Annotated in this window: 20 protein-coding genes; 12 read left to right on the top strand and 8 right to left on the bottom strand. The window is 69.7% G+C overall.

The features are described from left to right. Window positions 1-162 precede the first annotated feature (162 nt). Window positions 163-1,374, bottom strand: coding sequence for an MFS transporter (locus B7P34_RS01030; RefSeq protein ID WP_223267354.1), 1,212 nt, complete (start codon window positions 1,372-1,374; stop codon window positions 163-165). Window positions 1,375-1,624: 250 nt separating this feature from the next. Further along, a complete protein-coding gene (locus B7P34_RS01025; RefSeq protein ID WP_223267353.1) occupies window positions 1,625-2,281 on the bottom strand; it encodes a winged helix-turn-helix domain-containing protein in 657 nt (218 codons plus the stop codon). Window positions 2,282-2,386: 105 nt separating this feature from the next. Here B7P34_RS01025 and def point away from each other — a divergent pair, with 105 nt between their 5' ends. Continuing rightward, complete coding sequence (gene def / locus B7P34_RS01020; protein ID WP_189382308.1) at window positions 2,387-3,046, top strand: peptide deformylase; 660 nt, start codon at window positions 2,387-2,389, stop codon at window positions 3,044-3,046. A 126-nt stretch (window positions 3,047-3,172) separates the two neighbouring features. Here the strand turns inward: def and B7P34_RS01015 are convergent, their stop codons facing one another. Continuing rightward, on the bottom strand, window positions 3,173-3,448 hold the full coding sequence (locus B7P34_RS01015; RefSeq protein ID WP_353620225.1) for an RICIN domain-containing protein: 276 nt from the start codon (window positions 3,446-3,448) through the stop codon (window positions 3,173-3,175). Window positions 3,449-3,961: 513 nt separating this feature from the next. Then, window positions 3,962-6,439, bottom strand: coding sequence for a discoidin domain-containing protein (locus B7P34_RS01010; protein WP_286157434.1), 2,478 nt, complete (start codon window positions 6,437-6,439; stop codon window positions 3,962-3,964). A 472-nt stretch (window positions 6,440-6,911) separates the two neighbouring features. Here B7P34_RS01010 and B7P34_RS01005 point away from each other — a divergent pair, with 472 nt between their 5' ends. Continuing rightward, window positions 6,912-7,442 (top strand): GNAT family N-acetyltransferase, encoded by a 531-nt coding sequence (locus B7P34_RS01005; protein WP_106673813.1) that lies wholly within the window; start codon window positions 6,912-6,914, stop codon window positions 7,440-7,442. Window positions 7,443-7,591: 149 nt separating this feature from the next. Here the strand turns inward: B7P34_RS01005 and B7P34_RS01000 are convergent, their stop codons facing one another. Further along, complete coding sequence (locus tag B7P34_RS01000) at window positions 7,592-8,092, bottom strand: VOC family protein (protein ID WP_106673812.1); 501 nt, start codon at window positions 8,090-8,092, stop codon at window positions 7,592-7,594. 448 nt (window positions 8,093-8,540) lie between these two features. Between B7P34_RS01000 and B7P34_RS00995 the strand changes: the two genes are divergently transcribed. The 6 genes from B7P34_RS00995 (at window position 8,541) to B7P34_RS00970 (ending at window position 16,510) form a co-directional block, all read left to right on the top strand. Next, complete coding sequence (locus B7P34_RS00995) at window positions 8,541-8,966, top strand: nucleoside deaminase (RefSeq protein ID WP_189382306.1); 426 nt, start codon at window positions 8,541-8,543, stop codon at window positions 8,964-8,966. Window positions 8,967-9,184: 218 nt separating this feature from the next. Further along, the gene (locus tag B7P34_RS00990) at window positions 9,185-11,575 is read left to right on the top strand and encodes a protein kinase domain-containing protein (RefSeq protein WP_106673810.1); all 2,391 of its coding nucleotides are present in this window, start codon (window positions 9,185-9,187) and stop codon (window positions 11,573-11,575) included. Window positions 11,576-11,823: 248 nt separating this feature from the next. Beyond that, window positions 11,824-13,983 (top strand): NucA/NucB deoxyribonuclease domain-containing protein, encoded by a 2,160-nt coding sequence (locus B7P34_RS00985; protein WP_146166672.1) that lies wholly within the window; start codon window positions 11,824-11,826, stop codon window positions 13,981-13,983. 183 nt (window positions 13,984-14,166) lie between these two features. Further along, on the top strand, window positions 14,167-14,664 hold the full coding sequence (locus B7P34_RS00980; protein ID WP_189382304.1) for an NUDIX domain-containing protein: 498 nt from the start codon (window positions 14,167-14,169) through the stop codon (window positions 14,662-14,664). Between the two features lie 187 nt (window positions 14,665-14,851). Next, window positions 14,852-15,514, top strand: coding sequence for a M15 family metallopeptidase (locus B7P34_RS00975; RefSeq protein ID WP_106673807.1), 663 nt, complete (start codon window positions 14,852-14,854; stop codon window positions 15,512-15,514). A 456-nt stretch (window positions 15,515-15,970) separates the two neighbouring features. After that, window positions 15,971-16,510: a hypothetical protein gene (locus B7P34_RS00970; RefSeq protein ID WP_106673806.1), complete on the top strand. Its 540-nt coding sequence runs from the start codon at window positions 15,971-15,973 to the stop codon at window positions 16,508-16,510. A gap of 251 nt (window positions 16,511-16,761) precedes the next feature. Here the strand turns inward: B7P34_RS00970 and B7P34_RS00965 are convergent, their stop codons facing one another. Further along, complete coding sequence (locus B7P34_RS00965; RefSeq protein WP_106673805.1) at window positions 16,762-17,415, bottom strand: TetR/AcrR family transcriptional regulator; 654 nt, start codon at window positions 17,413-17,415, stop codon at window positions 16,762-16,764. Between the two features lie 231 nt (window positions 17,416-17,646). Between B7P34_RS00965 and B7P34_RS00960 the strand changes: the two genes are divergently transcribed. Next, a complete protein-coding gene (locus B7P34_RS00960; RefSeq protein WP_106673804.1) occupies window positions 17,647-18,285 on the top strand; it encodes an SRPBCC family protein in 639 nt (212 codons plus the stop codon). 269 nt (window positions 18,286-18,554) lie between these two features. Beyond that, window positions 18,555-19,349 (top strand): aminotransferase class IV, encoded by a 795-nt coding sequence (locus B7P34_RS00955; protein WP_223267352.1) that lies wholly within the window; start codon window positions 18,555-18,557, stop codon window positions 19,347-19,349. Window positions 19,350-19,449: 100 nt separating this feature from the next. Here the strand turns inward: B7P34_RS00955 and B7P34_RS00950 are convergent, their stop codons facing one another. After that, on the bottom strand, window positions 19,450-20,502 hold the full coding sequence (locus B7P34_RS00950) for a YncE family protein (protein ID WP_106673803.1): 1,053 nt from the start codon (window positions 20,500-20,502) through the stop codon (window positions 19,450-19,452). Between the two features lie 140 nt (window positions 20,503-20,642). On the opposite strand from B7P34_RS00950, the gene B7P34_RS00945 reads away from it, so the two are divergent. Continuing rightward, a complete protein-coding gene (locus tag B7P34_RS00945) occupies window positions 20,643-21,551 on the top strand; it encodes a LysR family transcriptional regulator (RefSeq protein WP_106673802.1) in 909 nt (302 codons plus the stop codon). Window positions 21,552-21,714: 163 nt separating this feature from the next. Here B7P34_RS00945 and B7P34_RS00940 read toward each other — a convergent pair whose 3' ends face one another. Beyond that, window positions 21,715-22,131 (bottom strand): contact-dependent growth inhibition system immunity protein, encoded by a 417-nt coding sequence (locus B7P34_RS00940; protein ID WP_106673801.1) that lies wholly within the window; start codon window positions 22,129-22,131, stop codon window positions 21,715-21,717. A 256-nt stretch (window positions 22,132-22,387) separates the two neighbouring features. Between B7P34_RS00940 and B7P34_RS00935 the strand changes: the two genes are divergently transcribed. Beyond that, window positions 22,388-23,152, top strand: coding sequence for a GNAT family N-acetyltransferase (locus tag B7P34_RS00935; protein WP_106673800.1), 765 nt, complete (start codon window positions 22,388-22,390; stop codon window positions 23,150-23,152). The last annotated feature ends 47 nt before the right edge of the window (window positions 23,153-23,199 follow it).

The following is a 23,199-nucleotide window of genomic DNA, read 5'->3' as shown; positions in this document are numbered from 1 at the left end:
CGGTCCGTACGCCCGCGCACGAGGTGCGATCAACAGTGCGGCGTGGTGACGATGGAGGTGAGCGGTCCGTCAGTTGCCCCGCCTCGTGCGACGGGGGCGCGTGGGGCGGGGCCGTGCCTCCCGCGATGCGGTGGTGGCCCCGGACCCTGCCGCGTAGTGAGGTCATGTGAGGCTCGCGGCTCGTTCCCCTGTGCTCCGGGGCGCGTTCTCGCGGCGCGGGAGCAGCAGCGGGGTGGCCAGGAGGACGACTCCTGCGACGGCTATGGCGGTGCGGGGGCTGGTGAGGGCTGCGAGGAGACCCCACAGAGCGGTCAGGGCCGCGATGGCGGCGCTGCTGCTGACCGACCACGCGGAGAGGGTGCGGGCCACCTTGCCGGGGTCGGTGTGGTCGAGCCGGTAGGTGGCCAGCACGGGGTTGAACAGGCCGCAGCAGGTCACCAGGCCGAGTTGGACGGCGATGATGAGGACGATCCCGGGGACGCCGGGCTGGACGAAGGCGAGCCCGACGGACCAGCACGCACGGAGCGTCCCCGCGCTGAGGATCACCTTGTGCTGCCCGAACCGTGGCACGAGCCGGCGCGCGAGGCGCGAGCCCACGAGGCCGCCGATGCACGGGACCGCGAAGGCGAGACCGTACTGCCAGGGCGTGAACCCGAGGTGGCCCAGCAAGAGGACGGCGAGCAGCGGCTCGGAGGCCATGATCAGGCCGTTGACGATGATCGTGTTGAAGAACAGCGGGCGCAGCGTGGGGTGCGCGAGGATGTGGCGCCATCCTTCGAGCAGGTCGCCTGCTCGCAGCCGCCAGCGGGGGGCTCCGGTCCGTGCGGGGTGCGGTTCTGTGCCGCCGATGGCGCGGATGCCCAGCGCCGAGAGGAGATAGCTGACGGCATCGGCCGCAATGGTGGTCATCGGGCCGAACATGCTGATCGCAGCCCCGCCGAGCGGCGGCCCGATCATGGTCGAGGTCCACGTCGTGGACTCCAGGCGGCCGTTGGCGATGAGCAGGTCCTCCGGTGGCAGGAGTGCCTTGAGGTACGCGCCGCCGGCCGCGTTGAAGGCGATGTTGGCGGCGGCGACGGTAACGGATACGACGAGGAGCTGGGTGAAGCTGAGCAGGCCGAGGGCGTACGCGGCGGGGACGCTCATCAGCGCCGTGAAGCGGATCAGGTCCATCGCGACCATGACCGGTCGCTTGCGGCGAAACTCCACCCAGGGGCCCAGCGGCACCGCGGCCACGGCCCCTACGGCCCGTCCCGCGGCAGCCAGCGCCGCGACCTGGGTGGGGCCGGCGTGCAGCACGAGGATCGCGACCAGGGGGAATGCGCCGAACCCGAGCCAGGTGCCGTAGGAGCTGACGGCGTACGCCGCCCACAACCGTCCGAAGCTCCGTCCCAGCGCCTTTTTCTCCGCCTTTCTGCCCGTCTTTCTGCCTGTCTTCCTGTCTGTCCTTCTGCCTGTCTTGCCGCCCGCCATATCCACCGCGCCGCCCCCTCACCACTCTGAACAACCACAAGCTGATCACCAGCATCAAAGCGAGTAGTGGATGGAGGGATCAAACAACCGATTCAGCAGCAAGCCACAACCATTGGTTGTATCGAAGGGACGCCGACCTCGCCGGTCGCGCTCAGGAATCCGTCGGTCGGTCAACGTGCCGGTCGGCCGAGGGCGCCGCCGGTTCCGCCGAGGAGTCGGTCAGCAGAGGGAACAACCGGGTGACTGCGGCTACGGCCATGGCGCCGGCAGGGCGCGCGGCGGGCATGCGGTCCCGTTCGCGGTAGCCGGCCAGGAGGCCGCGGATGGAGGCGGCGAGTTCGGTCATCTCCTCCGGGGTGAGGTGGACCACCGCACTGAAGCTCTCGTCGTGCCGCCACTCGGCCGGCGCCTGGCCCCGGTGTGCCAGCCAGTGCTGGTAGCTCTCGTCTTCCAGGCCGCGTGCGAGTGTGTCGAACCCTTCCGGTACCCGGACAGTGCGGTCGGCCCGGTCGGCCCGGTCGGCCTGTTCGATCCCGTCGGGAGACCCCCACCGCAGCTGCCACGGCCGTGCCCTGCCGTCCGTGTGGGGGGCCTCCTCGATGAGGCCGTGCCGGGCGAGCTGCCGCAGGTGGAAGGAGCAGAGGCCGGAGCTGTGGCCGAGGCGTTGGGCAGCTTGCGTGGAGGTGACGGTGCCGGCCTCGGCGAGCAGGTCCAGCAGGGCGATCCGTACGGGGTGTTCGGGCAAGGAAGGCCGGTTGCGGTGCGGCAGCGGGCCCGGGCTCTTGTTGTCGTCTTCTATGTCACGCACTTTGCAAAGTCTGCTACTTTGCAAAGTGTTCGGTCAAGATCACTGCGCCGGGACATCGGCCTTGCCCCGGCCAGTTGAGGAATCTTCGGAAGGCGTTGATAGTTCATGACTGGTCAGTCCGGTCACGTAGCTCAGGACCGCCGGGTGCGTGTGCAGGGCGAGCCTGTAGAGCACTACCCGCGGCTCGCCCCGGAAGCGGAACGGGGCGAGGTGCGCCGCATCACCGTCGTCGGGGAGGAGATCCTTGCGCGCAGGTGCCAAGAGGTCACGCAGTTCGGCACTCCCGAACTGTCACGCCTGATCGATGACATGTTCGCCACCAACCAGGCAGCCGACGGCGCGGGGCTCGCCGCCAACCAGATCGGTGTGGACCTGCAGTTGTTCGTATGGGACATCACGGACGAGTGGGGGGTGCGGCACGTGGGTCACATCACCAACCCCGTTCTCGACGACATACCGGCGGAGGATCGCGAGCTGGTGGAGGAGTCGGAGGGGTGCCTTTCCGTCCCCGGCCCCTACCGCATGGTGCCGCGTCCGGACCGTGCCGTCGTCCGGGGCCGCGACAAGGACGGGAAGCCGCTGGTGATCGAGGGCAGGGGCTACTTCGCCCGGTGCCTGCAACACGAGACGGACCACCTTCACGGTCACCTCTACCTGGACCGGCTCGGCCGGAAGGAACGGAAGTCGGCTCTCGGCGAGATGGCTGCTCTCAAGGACGAGGTGTTCGCCCGGCGTGCCGCTCGGGCTCAGAAGCTCGGCAAGTGACGCGGCGGGCAAGGACGTTGGTCACGCGGTCACGGTGGTCACGCGGTCACGCGGTCACGCGGTCACGCGGTCACGCGGTCACGCGGTCACGCGGTCACGCGGTCACGCGGTCACGCGGTCACGCGGTCACGGCACGATCGTCCAGCGCTGACGGGCGTCGTCGCTGCAGGTGCGGATCGTCGCATAGCCCGTCTCCGGCGCCGACGGCACCAGGCACAGGTGCGCGGCCTCGTTGCGGAAGCGGAGGGTGCCGTCGCCGTCCATCTCCGCCTGCCAGCGATGCCCCGTGCCGTCCGTCTTGCTGCCGCGGCCGGTGCAGTCGTGCAGCACGGCACGCTCGCCCGGGTGGAGCTGGACGCTGTTCCCGATGCCGACGCACAATCCACTGCGGCGTCCCTTGATCCGGACGAGGCTGTCGCCGCTGCCGGCGTACTGGACGTCCCATCACTGGGAGCTGACCTCGTTGCCGCCGGCGGGTGGTCAGCGGGGTGCCGTCTGCGCCGCTCCCACTGAAGTTGTCCAGGTAGAGGCCGTTCCACGCGCGCAACCGGGCCCGCCCCTCACTGTCCTCCCACGCGCTCTCGGGCACGGCGCGGGAGTTGTCCCACCACTGCTGGGAACGCATGTCACCGCACGGGAAGGCCACGGCCGGCTCCTCGTTCCCGGTACCGGTCAGGCACAGGTCCGGGTAGAGGCAGTTGTGCCAGCGCAGCGGGCCGCCGGGCGCGCCCGGGTCCTCGGGGTGCCACTGGGCCTGGGGCGAGTCGCACGACAGCATGAGGATCGGGGACGTCGGAAAGAACGGTGCACCCGCTCGGGGTGCACCGCTTCGGTCCCGGGTGACGGAACCCTGCCTGTGTGCGGGTCGCAGCCTGCGGCTCCTTGCAGGAGCGCCCCACAGGCGGGGGACAAAGGTCAGCCGATCGTGATCATTTTGGCGATGCTGGGGACCCCTGCTGCGTCGAGGGCGAAGAGCATGTAGGTGCCGGGCAAGGCCACTCCGGGATCGTCCGGGACCTTCAGTTCGTAGGAGGCGCCGCCCGCTGGGTTGCGGTCCGTCTGCCGGAAGGTCAGCGGGACCCTCCTCTGGTCGTTGTCGACGGAATGCGTCGCCGCTCCGGCGCGTACCAGCGAGAAGGCGGTGACCGGCTTGTCGGTTGTCACCGGCAGGGCGGCGCCGTTCGCGACTCTGGTGGGCGGCGTGCTGGTGAAGGCCGGGCGGGGCTTCCGGGTGCCGTCCGGGTTGAGGAGGTACGGCGGGGTGAAGATCGCCCCGTCGGAGTGGTTGGTCGCGCAGTCACCGCACAGCCCTCCCCCGCCGGAGAAGATCCGTCCGTCGGGCAGCAGGTTCGCCACGCTGTGATAGTTGCGCGGGACCGCCATGCTGGCCATCTTGGTGAAGGCCCCCGTCGCAGGGTCCCAGAGCTCCGGGGTCATCACCGAGGTGGCGTCGCTGAAGGGGACGGGGTAGGACTGCCCGCCGAACACCGCCACCTTGCCGTCCGGCAGGACGACGCTGTTGCTGAACGAGCGGGCGTAGCCCATGTCGCCGGTGCGCTTGCTGACGGGCGGAGTGCCGGCGCCGGCGCCGAGATCGACGGTGTAGGCGCGACGGGTGGCGTTCACGTTCTCGTACGCGGTGGCTCCGCCGAGCGTGAGGAGCTTGCCGATGTCGTAGGAGACGGCGTTGCCGTTCATGGCGTCCGGGCTGTCGGCGCGCGTTCCTGCCGGGGTGATGGTGCCGTTGCCGGTGGTGTCGATCCAGTTCAGCTGCTTGCTCGGCCCGAAGTGCAGCACCCGGCCGCGGGAAGTGGCGTGCAGCCACTGGTGGTTGTCGGCACGGTAAGGACCGGCGGGGTCGGCGGTCATGGTGTCCCTGGCGGGAACGCCGGGCAGTTTGCGCCACTTGCCGCTCGCCGGGGACCAGACCTCCCCGTCCTTGTCCCCGCGAGCGCCGCTCCAGGATCCGCCGAGCACGAACGCGTCGCCGTTCGAGAGGAGCGTCATCGCCTGGTACCCGCGGGGGATGTTCATCTCGCCGGTCGCGGACCAGGTGTCGGTGCGCGGGTCGTAGATGCTGGCGCGGGAGGCGTTGCTGCCGCCGGTGACCAGCACCCGGCCGTCGGCGAGCATGGCGATGCCGGGACAGAACATGTCGTGGCCGGTGTTGTCGACCCGGCGCTGGGTGACCTGCCCGGTGCCTAGGTCCATGATGGCGGTCTGGGTGTATCCATTACTGCCCCCGAACCGGTCGATTGCGTACGCGGACCAGGCCAGCAGCTTATTGTTCGGTAGGACGGCCGTGGCCACGGGGACGAGCGGGAAGCCGGTGACCCGGTCCCAGGCGCCGGAGACGGTGGGGTCGGCGGGGCCGCTCAGCCGGATCTCGGCGGCCGAGCTCCACGGGCCGCGATTGCCGGCCTCTGAGGTCGCGGTCAGCCGGACGAACCGCGCCGGGGTGGGCCGGGTGAACGTGGTGCTCTTGACGGTGTCGTCGTCCTTCCACACACCGGCGGCCACAGGGGTCCCGAACGAGACGCCGTCGAGGCTGGTGGCGACGGAGTACGCGCCGATGCGCCCGTTGGCGCCGCCGCCGGACTTGCGGGGCTGGTAGGTGAGCGCGGAGACAGTCTGCGTGCGGTGCATGTCGATGGTGACGGAGTGGGGCAGCGAGGCCGCGTCGGCCGACCACCGGCTGTGCCAGATCGTGTCGGCGTCGCCGTCCAGGACGTTGGCGGCGCGGTTGTCGGCCTTCGCGGTCTCCTCGTCACTCGCGGAGGCGGTCCAGCCGGTGGTGGGCAGTTCGACGACGGAGGCGGGCAGCCCCGGGTCGCCCAGCAGCTGGATCTCGGCGGCCGAGCTCCAGGGACCGCGCTTGCCGGCCTCTGAGGTCGCGGTCAGCCGGACGTACCGGGTGCCCCGGGCGGCGAAGCTCAGCGTCTTGGTCGTGGCGTCGTCGGCCAGGGTTCCGCTTGCAACGGCCGCGCCCCAGTTCTTCCCGTCGGTGCTGAGGTGGATGGCGTACTCGCCGATCCGACCGTTGGCGCCGTCGGTGCGCGGCTGGTAGAGGAGCGCGGACACCACTTCGGTGCGGTGCATGTCGATGACGAGGGAGTGCGGGAACGGGGCGGCGTCGGCCGACCACCGGCTGTGCCAGATCGTGTCGGCCTTGCCGTCCAGGACGTTGGCGGCGCGGTTGTCGGCCTTCGCGGTCTCCTCGTCACTCGCGGAGGCGGTCCAGCCCGCCCGGGAGAGAACGGGGGCCGCCGGCTCCATGGCCGAGGCCGGTGCCGCGGCGTGGTGCGGGCGCGACCGGCGGGCGTCGGTGTCCTCGGCGGCGGCCCCACCGCCGTGCGTGCCCAGTACGGGCAGGAAGGCGACGAGAACCACCACGAGGGCGAGCAGGATGAGCCCCTGGGATCTGAGGCGGGATCTGAGACGGGAGAGTCGGAGCAGGCCGGTCCGGTGGGATATGCCGGTCCGACGGGACGGGTCGGTTAACACATCGACTCCTGGGGATGTGGAAGACTTGGAAGATCCGGAAGATCTTGAAGGCCTGGAAGATCTGGAAGGTCAGGTTTGCGAGGTCTGTTGTCAGGTGTGCGAGGTGTGTCAGGCCTGTCTAAAGTCAGGCGGTCAGTCAGCACAGACGACGCCCCTGAACTCGGACAGAAGAGGTCACTTTCCTTGCCGGGAGGAGGGGTGTAAAGACATCAATCCGGCCGACTGCGGGGAAGGACACACTCCGGGTGTCGGCGAGGGTCCGAGTAACCCTCTGGGGCTGGGGACGGGCACTCCGCACACCGTGGCTGTTTCCGCGTCCCGGAGCCCCCGTCCCGGATCCGTAGGCGCCTAGACTTCCGCCGTGAACGACAGCACCCATGGCATACGAATCAGACCGGGCAGCTTGGCCGATGCACCGGCCATTCTGGCCATGCTCGACTCCGCGGTGGTCTGGATGAACGCTCGCGGCAACACCGAGCAGTGGGGCACGACGCCCTATTCACAGAGGCCCGGCGGGACGGAGCGGGTCGAGCAGTACACAACCGAGAACATCCCGTACGTTGCGGAGCTGGGCGGGGCGCCTGCCGGAGCCCTGGTGCTGGACTCCGGGCCCAGCCCGCAGATGCCGATCGCGGCGGCCGGGGAACCCGAGCTGTACGTACGACTGCTGGTTTCCGACCGGCGGTACGCCGGTCTGGGCATCGGGGCGGCGCTGCTGGCGCATGCTGCCGAAGAGGCTAGGCGGGCCGGTGTGGAGCTGCTACGGGTGGACTGCTGGGCGGGTGGCGGGGGCGAGCTGGTCTCGTTCTACGAACGCAACGGGTTCGCTCGCACCGACCGCTTCTTGTCCGGGTCCTGGCCGGGACAGGTGCTGGCCCGCCGGGTGGGTTGACGGACGCCGCCAAGTCCTCGGATCGCGACACGACCTGTCAAGTGGCCCCGTTGCCTTCAGGGAGGTAGGAGGAGGCGGCGCCACCACCGCAGCAAGCCGCCTCCCGGCTCCGGCTCCGGCTCCGGCTCCGGCTCCGGCTCCGGCCACGCTCATCGGTCGAGGCCGCCGACCACGCTGGGAAAGAACTCAGCGCTTTGTACGTATTCCATGGCCTTGGTGAACTCCGGGTCACTGAGGCGGCGTTCCATCTCCTGCGGACCCGGGTCCTCCACCCGGGTCTGGATCCAGTACAGGTTGCCCAGCGGATCACGCACCCGGCCGACCCGGTCGCCGAAGAACAGGTGAGTGACCTCTGTGACGGAGGTTCCGCCGGCCGCAACTGCCTGGCGGTGCACGGCGTCGGCATCCTCGACGTACAGGCGGAGGAAACCGGGAGTCGGCGGCCACTCCGGCCGCGCGTCGAACATCATCACCACCGAGTCGCCGATCCGTACCTCCGCGTGCTCGATGCTGCCGTCCTCGCCCGCCAGGCAGGCGAGCTCTTCCGCGCCGAAGGCTCGCTTCATGTAGTCGATGAGCTGGACCGTGTCGCGGGAGATGAGCCACGGCGTCACGGTGCTGCAGCCCTCGGGAACCGGCTTGACGGGCATGGGAACTGCCTCCTGGAGTGCGAGAGGGCGAGTGCCTCGATGTGGCGATGAGGCTAATCGCGGTATAGGTCAGTTCGTGTCCTAGAAGAGACGAGCCTCACCGCCTGGCCTGGCCCTGGCCGAACGTGGCCGGAGGCCGTGTTTCCCGGCCGGCGTCGCCGTGCCGCCCTGCCCAGGGCCGGGCACATCCACGTATCCGGGCGATCGGCGGTCAGGAGATCAACCGGGCTGCTATATACACGGAATGACCTTCTCACATGCATCCCGGCGCCGCTTCCTGCGCACCGCGGCCGCGGTCGCCGCCCCTTTGCCGGCGGTGGCGGCGCTTTCGCCTGCCGCGAGGGCCGCCACTTCCGACGGGTCGCGGTCGCCCCATCGTTCGGCGGGGCAGTTGGAGGGCTGGACCGGCGAGTGGCCTCAGCACCTCAAGGATGCGGTGGAGCGGGCCATGCCCGTCGCCGTGGAGTGGGCTCGCGGCGCGCGCCGGCCTTTCGGTGCGGTGCTGCTCGACGCCGGCAGCGGCGCCCTCGTGGCCGGGGCCCGCAACACCACGGACAAGACCGGTGACGCCACGGAGCACGCGGAGCTCAACCTGCTGCGCGAGGCGGCCGAGGCGGAGCTGCACCTGCCCTCTCACGTGGTGGTGACCACGGCTGAGCCTTGCGCCATGTGCGCGGGCGCGCTCTTGTGGAGCGGGGTGCGGGCCGTCGCCTACGGCACGTCCGTCGCGAAGCTCATCTCGTTCGGTGTGGCGCAGATCGACCTGTCCTTCGACGAAGTCGTGCGGCGTTCGCTGCTGAAGCGGCGGCCCGCGGTGGCCGGTGACGTGCGAACGGATCTGACGGATCCCCTCTATCGCGGCCTCCCGAGGTGAGATCGGGGGCGGCTCGCCCGTCCGCGGATCCAGGCGCCGAGGAGAAGCCTCCGGCCCGGCTCGGCGCGTCCCGAGCCCAGATGGGCGCCTACCTCGCCCGGTGGACCGGAGCTCGTCGAGATCATCACCACCATGCGCCCCGTCTGGCACACTCCAGTTGACTGCACACGAGCAACCTGCCGCTTCTGCGAGACATCACCTCCCCCTTGGAGAACCCGATGGACGCTCTGTCGCCGACCGGCCCCGACCGCGTCGGCCCGTACCGTCTTGAAGGCCGGCTCGGCGCCGGCGGTATGGGTGAGGTCTTCCTGGGGCGTTCCCCTGGTGGGCGGCAGGTGGCGGTCAAGCTCATCCGGCAGGAGCACGCCGCCGACCCGCAGTTCCGCAGGCGCTTCGCCCGGGAGGTGGAGGCCGCACGACAGGTCGGTGGGTTTCACACCGCTCAGGTCATCGACGCCGACCCGGAAGCGGAGTCGCCCTGGCTGGTCACCGCGTACATCCCGGGCCGTTCCCTGGACGAGGTGGTCGCGAGCGACGGCCCGCTCGCCTCAGAGACGGTGGGCGCGCTCGGCGCGGGGCTCGCCGAGGGGCTCGCCGCGATCCATGCGTGCGGGCTCGTCCACCGGGACCTCAAGCCCAGCAACGTGATCATGTCGGATGACGGCCCGCGGATCATCGACTTCGGCATCGCCCGGCCGGTGGGCGCGAGTTCGCTGACCTCGGCGGGTGTGGTCATCGGTACGTTCGCGTTCATGTCGCCGGAGCAGGTGCGCGCGGACCAGGCCCATGCAGCGGGCGACGTCTTCTCGCTCGGCGCGGTGCTGGCCTACGCGGCAACGGGCCGTGGACCGTTCGACGCGGAGACGATCCCGGCGATCGTGCATCGCATCCTCAACGAGGCACCGGAGCTCGGCGAGGTCTCGGGAACGCTCCGGAACACGATCGAGGCGTGCCTCGCGAAGGACCCGGACGACCGCCCGGCCGCCTCTGACCTGCTGACGGTGCTGGGACCGGCCACCGGGCGGCCGCGGGCTTCCGAGGCTTCTGGGACATCCAGGACCCCCGGGACCTCCGGGGCTTCCAGGGCTTCCGACGCCCCCGCACGCGAAGCCCCATCGCCCCCATCGCCCCCATCAGCCACACTGCCCCTTGCGACCCAGCCCACCGTCAAGACCCCGCAGACCGCGACGCCGCCCGGCGCCCCTCCGCCCGCCCCTCAGGGCCTCGGCCGTCGCCGGGTGCTCGGCCTGGCCGGCGGTGCCCTCGCACTCGTCGGCGGCGGCCTGATCGCCGCGACCCGGCTGAGCGGCAAGGACCATGGCGACGAAAAACCCCCGACGCCCCTCACCAACGTGCCAACAGCCCGGCCCCTTTGGCAGAGCCGCGACATCCCGACCGTCTCCGCGCTCACCGCACACCCCGACGGCGTCCTCTGCACGGGCTACGAGCCAGAGGATTCCATCAGGGAACGCACTGCCCTGTGGAACCTGGGAGCCAAGGGGACCATCGCCTGGCATCTGCCGCTGCCCGACCTCGCCGTCATACGATCGAGAGGACTCGGCTCGGGCGTGGTTGACCAGGGCACGTTCTACTTCGGCGGCTCGGGGCCACGCTACGTCAGCGGTTCGAAGAAGGTGCCCACCCAGGTCGTCGCCGTGGATCTCGCACGCGGCACCCGGGCCTGGTCGGCGGAGCTCGACGAGCCGCCCCGCTACGTCGACGCGATCTGCGGCATCAAGGACGGGCGCCTCTACGCCACGAGCACCACGACCACGTGGGGTCCGCGGCCCGTGCTCTGGGCGGTGGACATCGCCTCGCGCCAGAAGGTCTGGCGGTGCGAGACCGGCTACGAGAGGAAGAACCTCCGCCGTGGGGCGTCCAGCACCCTGATCGTGCCGCGCTTCGGGGGCCGGGTTTTCCACCTGGCCTCCTCGCACGACGCGGGCCAGGAAGCGCAACTCCAGGCGTTCGATGCCGCGCACAGCTACATCGAGGGCTGGAAGGCCGCGCTGCCCGAGGCACTCGGCAACGTCAGCGACCAGCCCAGCCTGTGCGCGGCGGAGAATGCGCTCATCTACGCGTCCAGCAGCCTCGTCTGCCTCGACCCCGAGTCCGGTGAGCGCCTGTGGACCAAGGAACAGCCCTCCGGCAGCTACGACGGATTCAGCACTCCGGTGGCCGGCGCGGACGGCTCGCTCGTCTACGTCGTCTCCCGGATCCGGGACACGGCCGAGTCGGGCAAGCGGGTCACCGCGCTGACGCTGCAGGCTCTCGACCCCCGCTCCGGGAAGGAGAGGTGGCGCTCGTCCGTGGCCGCCGAGATCGGTTCCCAGGAGAAGCCCGGCCCGGTCAATCTCCTGATCGACGGCTCCACGCTGTACGTCCTCGTCGGGCAGGTCGTGAACGTGGAGTACGACGAGGACTCCTACATCGACGGGAACAACCCCGTCCTGCACCCCTTCGTCTGGGCCGTGGACGCCGCCGGCGGAACGTCACGCTGGAAGTACGTCCCACCAGGTCCCTTCAATGCGGCCGCGGGGTACGGGCGGCTCTACGTCTCCACCCGGGACGGCGTTGTCGCCCTGTCGGCGGAGGGTACGAGTGCGTGACTGGTGGAGTTGACGGATCCGGGGTAGCCGGGCTTCCCGAGCGGGCCGGACCATGCCAGCGGCGGGCGTACGTACGCCCGTGCAGGTCGTTACCCCACCGAAGTGCCCGAGCAGGGGCCGTCCGCTCCGCAATTCGCGTGAATGTGACATCAGGTTCCGCCTGACACGATATGTCGACCATCCTATTTGTCGACCTATGACCTATACCGGGAGATGCTGATCTCGTCTCCTGAGTGGCGGTGGGTGGCATGCCGGTTCCTGCTGTGGTGCGGCGGTGGTGGCGCGGCAGGTGGCGCCTGCTGGTGGCCGGCCTCATTCTGGGGTGCCTGACCGCCGGGGCCCTCCCCGCCGCCGGGATCCTCCCCGCCGCCGGGGCGCAGGAGCTGAGCACCACAGCGGACCTGCGTGTCGCGTCGCTGCGGGCCGTCTACAACAACGGCAAGGACCCCGGTGAGACCGAGAAGGTCGACATCTGGGTCTACAACGCCGGGCCCGGCACCGCCCGCGGCATCAGGCTGCGCGTGCCGTACACCTACCGCATGGTCTTCGACCACGTGCAGCTGCTCTCCAGGGAGATCCGTTCGGGGGACCGTCCGTCCGAGCCGCCCAGCGGTGGCTGGGTCAACGAGGTGAACCAGTGCGCGTACGACGAGAGCGACGACAGCGGGAACAACCCGTACAGCGACACCTGGCTGCTGGTCTGCCCGCTGCGTGACCTCCCAGCACGCACGTTGGTGAAGGTCCAGGCCACTTTCACGATGTCGCCCTGGAACGTGTTCACCGACCGCCGGTTCACCACCTGGGTGACGTCCGACACCACGGACCCCGTAGCCGACAACGACCGCGACGTGTACACCATCACTCCCAATCACAACGACGACCCCGACGCGTACTGGCAGCGCCCTGGACGTGTGGACCAGCTGGACGACCTGGAGGACGCTCCGTCCTGCGACCGCGGGCTGCCCGCCGACACGGAAGTGCTCGTCTGGAGCCGGAGCGTCCTCGACGGGACGTACTGGTCCCGTCCGGTCCGCATCGACGCGGTGCGGACCGGTGACCTGGTGGGCACGATGAACACCGGATCCGGCGGGCGGTCACGGGGATTCGCCCTGCACAAGGTCACGAAGGTGTTCAAGGAGGAGCGGGCCGCGGTCGCCCTCACCTCCATGAAGGTCACCAGCCCGCCCGACGGCCTCGGACGCACCATCCGCGCCGCGGCCGGCGAACGCTTCCTCATCTGGCGCGAGCAGTCCACGCCGCCCGTGACCGCCCTGGGCTACTGGCGGGCGAGCCGGCTGTGGAACTCCGCTCCCCTGTTCTCCTGGGACAGGGAAGGGCGCCCGGGCTCCGTCGGCATCACCGAGGTGACGACGGACAAGCCGGCCGCCATGGCGCTCTACAACCTCGAGATCGACTCCGTACACAACTTCCAACTGGCCGCGGGGGCATTCGTACACAACGGCCCGCCCGGCTGCAACAACGTCAACCTCGCCGCCGCGGCGGCCGCGGCATCCGCGCTGCAGGCAAGCATCAGCTATCACCTCCGCCCCCGCCCGCCCACCGCGCCCCCGCCTCCGCGCCGCCCCGGACCGCCGGTCCTGCCCGTGGACGTGCCGCGCCAGGACGAGGACGGCACCTGGCTCATCTACCTCTACCGCGAGGACACCCCGGGCGTCATCGCCCACATGGAGGAAGCCGTCGCCGACAGGCACCCGTGGCGGCTCACCTACGACCCGGACGGCGCCCCGGCACGCCGCCGTGCGGCACTCAGCGGCTCCCCCGCCTTCACCCAGGTCCTCGACGTGGTCTCCGGCCCCCGGCAAGGCGCTCCCGTCGGCATGCTCGACCGGGACGAGTACCCACCCGCCGTCAGCGCGGAAGGCGGCGCATCTGCCAGCGTCGTCTACCTCGACGCCGAGGACAACCAGCGCGCGGGCAGACTGATGGGTCAGCAGTTCCGGGCCTACGGGATGAGGCCCGGCGACCGCTTCCGCTTCGTCATCATCGAACCCGACTACAGCAGCGTCACCTTCCTCGGCGAGAACACCTCCCCGCCGCGCTCCGCAACCGCGTCCCCAACCCCGTCCGCCCACCGCCGCCCCGGCGCAGCGCAACCGGCCGACGACCGCTTCCCCACCCCCGGCTCTTGGGGCCTCGCCTTCCACGACACCCGCGGGGCCGCCGTCGAAGTCGTCACCGGTCGCTGCGCCGACCTCGCGGAGCACGAACTGCCCGCGTCCCTGCCCACCGCCGCGGTCGCCCGAGCCACCGACTACCTGCTCCAGGCCGACTGTCCCGTACAGGCCATCGTGCGCGGGCAGCGCGAGGACGTCCACGAGGGCTACAACCCCGTGCCGCCGGGCTGGCGGGGCGGCGGGCTGGAAGGCTTGGTCGTCTACGTCACGTAGGCAGGTGGGCACGTAGGCACGTAGGCACGTAGGCACGTAGGCACGTAGGAGCGGCATCCGGCGAGGTTCGGAGCCCGTGACTTTCCTTCCGCCGGCAGCGTTAATCAACGGGTGCTTTGAGTCCAACCCCTATCGGATCAACGCACCGAAGGGGTAGGCGTCCTGATGGAGGGGGTCGAAAGGTTGACGAAACACCCGCAGCTTCCCCGGGCTGACTGGCTCGCCCGCCGTGCGCGGATCCTGGGGTGCGCTGCTTCCCTGGTGCACGACGCCGAGGAGCGGATCCTGCTGCTGCACACCTCGTGGAGCGATGAGTGGCAGCTGCCCGGTGGCGGTCACGACGAGGGCGAGGATCTGTGGCACACCGCGGTGCGCGAGACGTACGAGGAGACCGGCCTGGCCATGCCGGACCACCCTGAGCTGCTGGCCGTGGACTGGGGCCTGCACCCTGAAGGCATCCCCGAGATCTTCACCCTGTTCAAGGGACCGCTCGTCGATGCGAGCACGGTCGACGTGAAGCTGTCCGACGAGCACGACGACTGGCGCATGCTCACCGCCGAAGAGTGGGCGCCCCTGGTGCATCCGGAGCAGGCTCGCGTGCTGGCCGTCGCGACCGAGGTTCTGCGGGGCGGGCGGTGCCGCTATCTGCGCGAGGCCAGTCACTTGGCCGATGTCCGGTAGTGGGCGCGGCAGGACTACAGGGGAGGGGAATGCCGATGGCGAATCAGTGGGTGCCGCCTGAGGAGTACAGACGCTGCCGATGCACGCCCACGGAAGATCGTCCCCTTCAGCTGCGCTGCTCGGCCCCGGCGGCGCTGGGCGTCCGGCAGTGGCCCGGCGGCAACACCGATACCTAAGGGGAGCCTTCATGCCCGGCATCATCTTGATGTGTGACCCGTGCGTCGCGGCGATACCGGTCCGTGAGTGCGGTGAACGGCTCAGGGACGTGCGCTACAGCCGTCTGCTGGTGGATCGCAGCCGGCAGGACGCAGAGGGTGCCTTCGCACACGTTCGGGAAGGTGTCCTCGAACGCCTTCAGCGCGCGCAATCGGCACTTCCTGACGGAGTGCGGCTGCTGCTCGTCGAGGGCTACCGTCCGCCGGCCCTCCAGGAGCAGTACTTCGAGCGGTACGTCGCGTGGTTGCGGGCCGCGAACCCGCAGTGGTCCGGCACCCAGGTGCACAGGGCCGCCAGCCGCTTCGTCGCTCCGCCGGAAATCGCTCCGCACACTGCCGGGGCAGCCGTCGACATCACCCTCGCCGACGCGAACGGCCACGAGCTCGACCTGGGCACCGATACGAACGCGACTCCTGAGGAGAGCGACGGCGCCTGCTACATGGACGCCAAGAACATCAGCGCCAAGGCGCGTTACCACCGGCGCATTCTCGCCCATGCCCTAGCCGGTGCGGGGCTTGTGAACTACGAGACCGAGTGGTGGCACTGGAGCTACGGGGACCGCTACTGGGCCGTGAAGACCGGATCCCCGACCGCGCTGTACGGCCCGTGCTCCCTGCCCGCTCAGCAGGGGTAGCCGCAGCCGCAGCCGCAGCCGCCGAGCGAACCGCGGCATGGTTCCTTCTCTCCGCCACCGACCCACGGTGAGATCCTGGCCGACTCGGCCTTCAGCAACTCAGCAACGTACATGAGTACCGGTTCGAGGAGCGGCGGGATTGGACTCCGCGCCAGGCGCTCGGCAATCGCGTCGCCGAGCAGGATTCCAGGCTGGAAAAGGCGCAGCCATCAGCAGCAACATGCCGGAGCAGCGGAGAACAGCGCCCACCTGGGCGGGGCCCGGCCTATGAGCGACTTCTCCTGCACGGAAGTCCTGAGCGGCTGCACACCGGTTCGCTGGTGGCCCTGGCGGAGTCACCCAGCAGGCGGCGAGCGGCTACCAATCCCATAGCCTTCCGGCACCTCGTTGGTGAGCGATATTCGCCGCCTCCTATGCTGCGTCACGTCTCATTTTCTACTGCGCGCAGAGGGTGTTATGGCGATCGCGTTCGAGCTGGTGGTCAACTTCGGACACGACGTCGAGGCCGCGCAAAGAGCACGTGCGATCGCCGCCGGATGGCCTGCGCTCACGGCAGGCGGCCACCGCATTGGCCTGCACCCGGCAGCGCTCGACCGGGTTTCCTCGGAGTACTCGGACGGGACGTATGCAGAGTTGTCGGTTGTCCCGGTCGGGGTGGGCATGGGGGTAGCCCTGGACCGGGCGCTTCCGCAGGCCGCTCTGACGTCCGTGGAGTTCACTCAGCTGGGGCGTGGCCTGTACGACCTGCTCACGCAGTTCGACGGGTACCAGGCGGCGAAAGTCGGCTGGGATCCCGAGTCGCTGGTCGATGTGGACTGCCTGCGTGCGGAGTGGGCCGACGAGTTGGCAAGGGGGGCCCTCGACGGCTTGGTGCTCTCGGAGCGGCTCCGCGATAGCCTCGGAGCCGTCAGCCTCTCTACGTCGTTCGCTCCGGGGTTTGTCTGGATCCCTTGGCGGGGAGCAAGGCCCTCCGCCCTGACTGCGGATCGCTCCTGATCCACATCAGGTAGCGTAAGCGGTGCGAAGGTCTCCCATCGGCTGTCGGCAGCGCATCGAGAGCCTGTGACCATACGCTGGGCCTCCGATGCACGGCTGCGCATGGCCGGGCTCCAGTGCGGAAATCTGCAGCGCGGGCGTATCGGTCTGAACGACGCTCGTGCAGGTACGTGGGCGCTTGTGCCCCTGCCGAGCAGGTGCAGGACAGCCTCGCTGCCGATCGGCCAGAGGCAAGGGCAGTGCGGCCCCGGTCAAGCTCGGTGTGTCAGCAAGTCGTCCAGTTCGGCGGCGAAGAGCAGGGCCGGGTCGAAGCCCATGTTGGTGAAGTGGCCGGCGAGTTCCAGGGACAGCACACCGTGCAGCCGGGTCCAGAAGGCCAGGGCGCGGTGGAGGGCCGAGGGTGGGGCGGGGTGGCCGTCAGCCCAGTCTCGGTGGTCATCCAGGTGGGCGCTGAACGGTGCAGCGGAGCCGGTCGGGGCAAGGGCCGTGCACGCGTCGAGCAGGGCGGTCATGATCTCGGAGGAGATGCCGGTGATGTCCTCGGGCGCGTGATAGCCGGGGACGGGAGTGCCGTAGATGAGGAGGTACCGCTGCGGGTTCTCCACGGCCCAGCCGCGCAGGGCGTGTGCCAGTCCGGCCAGGTCGGCACCCGTAGCGACGGCCGTGCGAAAGGTCCCGGCGAGGCTTTGATATGCCTCGCGGATGAGTTCGGTGATCAGCTCGTCGCGGCTGGCGAAGTAGCGGTAGAGAGCGGGGCCGCTCATGCCCATCTGTTTGGCGATCGCGTTGAGGGAGAGCGCGGACGCCCCCGCCGTGGCGATCTGCTCCCAGGCACGCTCCTTGATCTCCGCGCGCACCTGGACGCGATAGCGCTCCCTCGGGCTCTTCGCCTCGGTCTTCGCCATGACCTGCCGCCTCCCCCTTCGCATGGCTGCATACTCAAAGTTTTGTTAGAGGCTATCACGAACCTGTTGACCCCCACCCACCCTCGCGTTATACCTTCTAACGAACAATCAATCTTCTAGCTCGGCGTGTAAGGCGCGGGGGGCGGTTGCGCAAGCGTGCCCTTTACGGCCCGCGCCGAACTCTCTTCTCAATCAGGCAACACTCGCTCACCACCTGACAGGGGGAACATCATGTTCGGCATTCGCAGCTCCCGTAGTCGCGCCGCCCTGTTCACCGTCCCGATTGCCGCCATCGGCGTCCTCGGCACCGCCGCCTTACCGGCCGGGGCCACCACCGCTCACCGCATCACGCCTCTCACCTGCCACGGGGAAGGCGTCGATCCTGACGCCCTCGTCCACTACCGGACCGAGACCGTGATCCACGCCCCGCTGCGCACCATCTGGAAGCTGCAGACCGACGTCGAGCACTGGCCGACCTGGCAGGGCGCCGTCACCGCCGCGGACCGACTCGACCAGGGCCCCTTTCGCAAGGGTTCGGCTTTCCGGTGGACGATGCCGATACCCCCCAACCCCACGGCTCCCGCCACCAGCCTGGAGATCACCTCGACCGTCGAGCAGCTCAAGCGTCACTCGTGCATCCGCTGGACCGGCCCCGCTGTCGCCGCAGGAGTGCACATCGACGGCGTCCACGTATGGAACTTCACCAAGGTCAAGGGCGGCGTCCGTGTGAGTACCGAGGAGACGCACACCGGCGCCCAGGTCGAAGCGGACGTTCCCACTGCGACCAGGACCCTCGGCGAGGGCCTCGAAGCATGGCTGCACGGCCTCAAAAGCGCTGCCGAATCCACCAACCACGACCTGTCGCGCTGAAGCACGATCCGGACCGGACGACCGGCCCCGCGCTGCCGTCCTCCTCAGCCCCACGTGTGAGGATGGCGGCAAGGCAGCACGCGGGGCGGTCGGTGTGATCGCCGGACGTGTCGCTTCAGGTAGTCGACCTTGAAGTCGCCCCAGTCGGCCTTCTCCGGCCGGTCGTTCGCGGCAGGCATCCGGCGCTCTGCCAGGAGGCACCGGGGTTGGGCTTCGCGGGGGTGTGTCTGCTGCCTGACGCCGGGCCGAGCCGGGTTAGGGTGACCGATATGGATGATCTTGAGCTGCCGTATGTCCAGGTGAACGGGCATGCCATCGTCCCCGATCCGCTGCCCACGATGCTGATGGGCGGCTACGGACACATGACCGCCATGCAGGTCAGGAACAGCAGCGTGCGGGGGCTGGGACTCCACCTGGCCCGGCTCAAGGCCGCCAATCGGGAGTTGTTCGGACAGGAGCTCGACGGCCGGATCGTGGTCGGCCGCATGCGGCAGGCCCTGGATGAGGCGGGCGTACGGGACGCGTCGGTGCGCGTCTATGTGTATGCGCCGCCGGACGGCGACAGCCCGGTGACGACGGTCGTGGTACGGCCCCCGGTTCCCGCGCCGACGAGCCCGCAGCGCCTGTGCAGCGTCCCGTACGTCCGTCCCTTCGCCCACCTCAAGCACGTGGGGGTGTTCGGACAGGCGCACCACCTGCGCCGGGTACAGGCCGGCGGCTTCGACGAGGCACTGCTGGTGGGGGCCGATGGCTTGGTCACCGAGGGAGCGATCACCAACGTGGGCTTCGTGGAGGGCCGCGCCGTGGTCTGGCCCGAGGGGCCCTCGCTGGACGGCATCACGATGCTGCTGCTGCGACGGGAGCTGGAGCAGGCGGGGATGACCTGGCGACAGCAACCGGTCCGCCTCGACGACGTCGCCCGCTTCGACGCCGCCTTCGTCTCCAACTCCACCGGTATCGCGCCGATCGCGCGCATCGACGACATCAGCTTCCCCCACGACGACTACCTCGTTCGTGTGCTTCCGAAGCTGTACGAGCAGGTGCCGTGGGACGTGCTCGCCTGATGCGGCTACTCCCCATCCATACCATCAACAGAAAGCGTCGCTCCCCCGGCCGGCCGCCGCGACGGCGCTGAAGGCCACGCCCGCCGAGATCGCCCGGGGGTCAGGCCGGGCGCGGCAGGTAGGCCAGGCCGTGGGCACCGGACTCGCCGAGTTCGGAGCCGGAGAGGAAGGTCAGGCTCTGCAGCGTCTCCAGGTCGATGATGTCGACGGTGCCCGAGGCGTAGCAGGACACGTAGGCGATCCGGCCGTCGGGTGACGAGGTGATGGTGAGCGGGCACAGCCCCACCTCGAACGACCCCACGTGCTCACGGGTGTCGGCGGCGAACACCGTGAGGCGGCCTGGTGCCATGCGTACGGTTCCGGAGTCCGGATCGGTTTGTGTGCACACTTCGCCCGCGAGGAGCTTTCCCGTCGAGGCCACGTGCATCGGCACGACGGGGTTGTCGGTGGGCAGGGTCTCGATGACGGATGCCGTCCGGGCATCGATGACCTTGATTCCCGGGGCCGGCCGTCCGTCGGAATCGGCGAATGAGCCACCGTAGGGCGCGGCGACGAAGACGTGCTTCCCGTCGGCGGAGACGGCGAGCCCCTCGCTGCCGGGCACCTCGGCCTTTGCCGTGAGGGTGCCCTGTTCGAGGTCGATGACCGACACGAACGGCGTTTCCTTGTTGGCGACGTACCCCGTCTGCCGTGCCGGATCGAGGGCGACCCAGTGGGAGCCGGGCGCGCCCGTGTCGATCCTGCCCACGGGCCTACGGGTCGCGGTGTCGATCACCACGACACCACCGGGCCCGTCCGACGCGCCCTCCACGGTGACGTACAGGCGGCGGCGCTCGGCGTCCAGTGCGAGTCCGTGGGGGGCGTGTTCCGGGGCGAGGTTCACGATTTCGACGATGCGGTGGGTGTCGGGGTCGATGACGGTCAGTTCGGTGCGGCGGCCTGTGTTCGCGTGGTACGCGCCCGAGTAGTAGGTCATCGTGCACCAGAGCAGGCGGTGCGTGGGGTCGAAGCACAACTCGTGCGGGTCGGCGAGGGTTTCCACCCTGCCGAGCAGCCGGTCACAGGCGGCGTCGAAGAACAAGACCGCCGGGCCGCTCTGGCTGACGACCGCCAGAACGTCGCCTTCTCGACCGTCGCGGGGGGATTGTTGCATCACGGACTCCTTCGCCACCGTGGGTGGGTTCGAGACGTTTGCGGGCACCTCCACTGTCCGCGCGAGGGGGATTCCGCGACAATGCGGAAACCGGCACGCAATAGTTGACTCAGGCGTAATGATGCAGCTCAGGAGCTCAATTGGACCTCAACCTGCTGAGAGTCCTGGATGCCCTGCTCCAGGAGAACAGCGTGACTCGTGCCGCGGAGCGACTCGGCACCTCCCCGGCGGCGGTCAGCCGCACCCTTGCCCGGTTGCGCCGGGCCGTCGGTGACCCGCTCCTGGTTCGCGCGGGCCAGAAGATGGTGCCGACCCCGCGTGCCCAGGAACTGCGCGAGGAGGTCGGCGTGTTGCTGCGCGGCTGCGACAACGTACTGCGGCCCGGAGCCGCTTTCGACCCCGTGCATCTCCAGCGCACCTTCACCGTGCAGGCCACCGAACTGCTCCTGAGCGGACTCGCCGGGACCCTGACCGATCGGATCCACGCGGAAGCCCCTCACGTGGACGTGGTCTTCCTGCCGGAGGCGATCGAGGGCGGCCCCGCGCTGCGGCAGGGCCGGGTGGACGTCGAACTGGGCGTCCTCGGGCACCTGGATCCGGAGACCCGGAGCCGGCAGCTCACGCGGATGACTCTGGTCGGCGTGGCTCGCAGCGGTCATCCCCTCTTCGACCGGCGGATCGACGCCCGCCGTTTCGCCGCGGCCGGCCACATCGGCATATCCCGGCACGGCAAACGCGACGGACCGATCGACCATGCGCTCGCGCGGCTCGGGCTGCGGCGCCGGATCGCGGTGATCGTGCCCAGTCATGTCAGCGCGATGATGCTCGCCCGCGAGACCGACCTGGTCGCGCTCACCGTGGCCGGCTGGCTCCCCGGCACCACCGCCGCGCTGGGGCTGCGTACCTTCCCCATCCCCCTCGACCTCACGCCCCTCGACATCGGTATGGCCTGGCATCCCCGCAACTCGACCGACCCCGGCCACCGCTGGTTCCGCGATCACCTGGCGGCTTCGGTGCTGGCTTCGTCGAGGCCGGTGGACGGTGCGTGATGCTCAAGGGGCAATGCTTTGCGGGGGCGAGGTGAAGCGACTCGGTCGGGATTATCCGGCGAGGCCGTCGATACGCTGGTCCCGGCTGCGCCGACCGACCCTCCGTATCGGCGTTTGCGTGTTACGGGGACGGGCTGGTGACACTCGGGGGAAGCTGGGGCGATCAGCTGGGCTGCTCGACAAAGCGGGCCAGCGCCTCGGCTGCGCCGCGGGGCAATTCGGCGATCGCTGCCTCCGGCAGACTCTTGATCACCGTGCGCAGCCGTTCGCCGAGCTCCGGCAGCACGGACCAGGCGGCGGACGGCGCTTCGACGGCTGCGAGCAGCAAGTCCCCCTCGTAGAAGTACGCGTCCAGCAGCGGCTCTTCGATCAGCAGGCGCACTGCGAGCGGCAGGACGTACGGCAGGGCCACCTGCTGCGCGATGAGCGTTCGCAGATCGGCCGGACGGAGTTCCCCCAGCGGCACGTGCCGCAACTCATGCACCTTGCGGACGAGGTGGGTCGCGTCGGCTGCCGGGGCGGTCCAGCGGGGCGGGTCCAGCTCGTCGAGGGTGCGATTGAGGTGTAGCAGATTGTCCATGGCTGCATTCTCAGCCATCGACCGGCAATCCTCTGCCCACCCGGGCGCCGCCGTAGCTCGCGTCACGTTGTGTTGATAGGGCACCACGACGCGGCACCCGGGCAGCTGGATCCGGGCATCGGGACATCTGAGCGCCACGGCATCCGCCAGTGGCTGGGCTCGGCCTCCTAAGGGGGGCATGCTCGTACCGAGAATACGTCGGCGATGCCGCCGCGCCGGGCGGTCACCGTCTCGACGGGTGGGTAATCCACGCCGCATGGAAGAACTTACGCGACTCAGCGACATCAAGCAGGCCGCGGCAGACGACGGACACCTGATCTGGGCCGCCCAGGGGCAGACTGAGCATGGCCTGGGGCCGGGTGTGCGGGCCTGGCGCCATGGCACGGCCGTGGCCGTGGCGAGCCCGTGGCTCTCGCAGCGTGATCGGATTGCCATCGCGGGTGACGGTCCTGATGCAGTCGTTCTGGGGCAGCAGGTGCTGGACGAAGTCGGCCCGTCGTACCGGCCCTTCGGGAAAGCGCTCTTGATCGATGCGCTGGTGGGAGAGGTGCCCGGCCTCTTGCCGGTCCCCTACTTCTTCTGGATGGAGACCACGGCTCTGCCAGGCACTGCCGACGCGGGGGTCCGGTGGCTGGATGCTCAGCAGGAGCAGCGTGCCGTATCGCTGTTCGGTCGGTTCTTCCCCGACTCCTACGCACAGCCGGGAAGCTTGGGCGTCCGCCGGTGGGCCGGAACCTCCGGTGAGGTGGCAGGTGCAGCGGGCCCTGAGCCTCTGGCAGTTGCGGCGGATGCGTGGTCTGCGTCCGGCTGCGGGTTCGTGGCCGGAGTCGTCACTCACCCGGCTGCCCGCGGCCGCGGGCTGGCCCAGGCCGTGTGCGGCTTTGTCGTGAATTCCCTGGTCCGTCGCCGCGGGCGGGCCGCCCTCATGGTGGATGCCGGCAATGCGCCGGCCATTGCCGCGTACGAGCGCCTTGGCATGGCCAAGCGTCTGTTCGGGGCGGCGTACTTCGCGCAGCCATGAGCGGAGTGCTTCAACGAGGTATCGAAGTGGGGTTGTGCGACACAGAG

Origin of the sequence: Streptosporangium nondiastaticum (assembly GCF_003011965.1) — a bacterium.
GTDB classification, from domain to species: Bacteria; Actinomycetota; Actinomycetes; order Streptomycetales; family Streptomycetaceae; genus Streptomyces; species Streptomyces nondiastaticus.
This window is presented reverse-complemented; position numbering and strand designations above follow the sequence as displayed.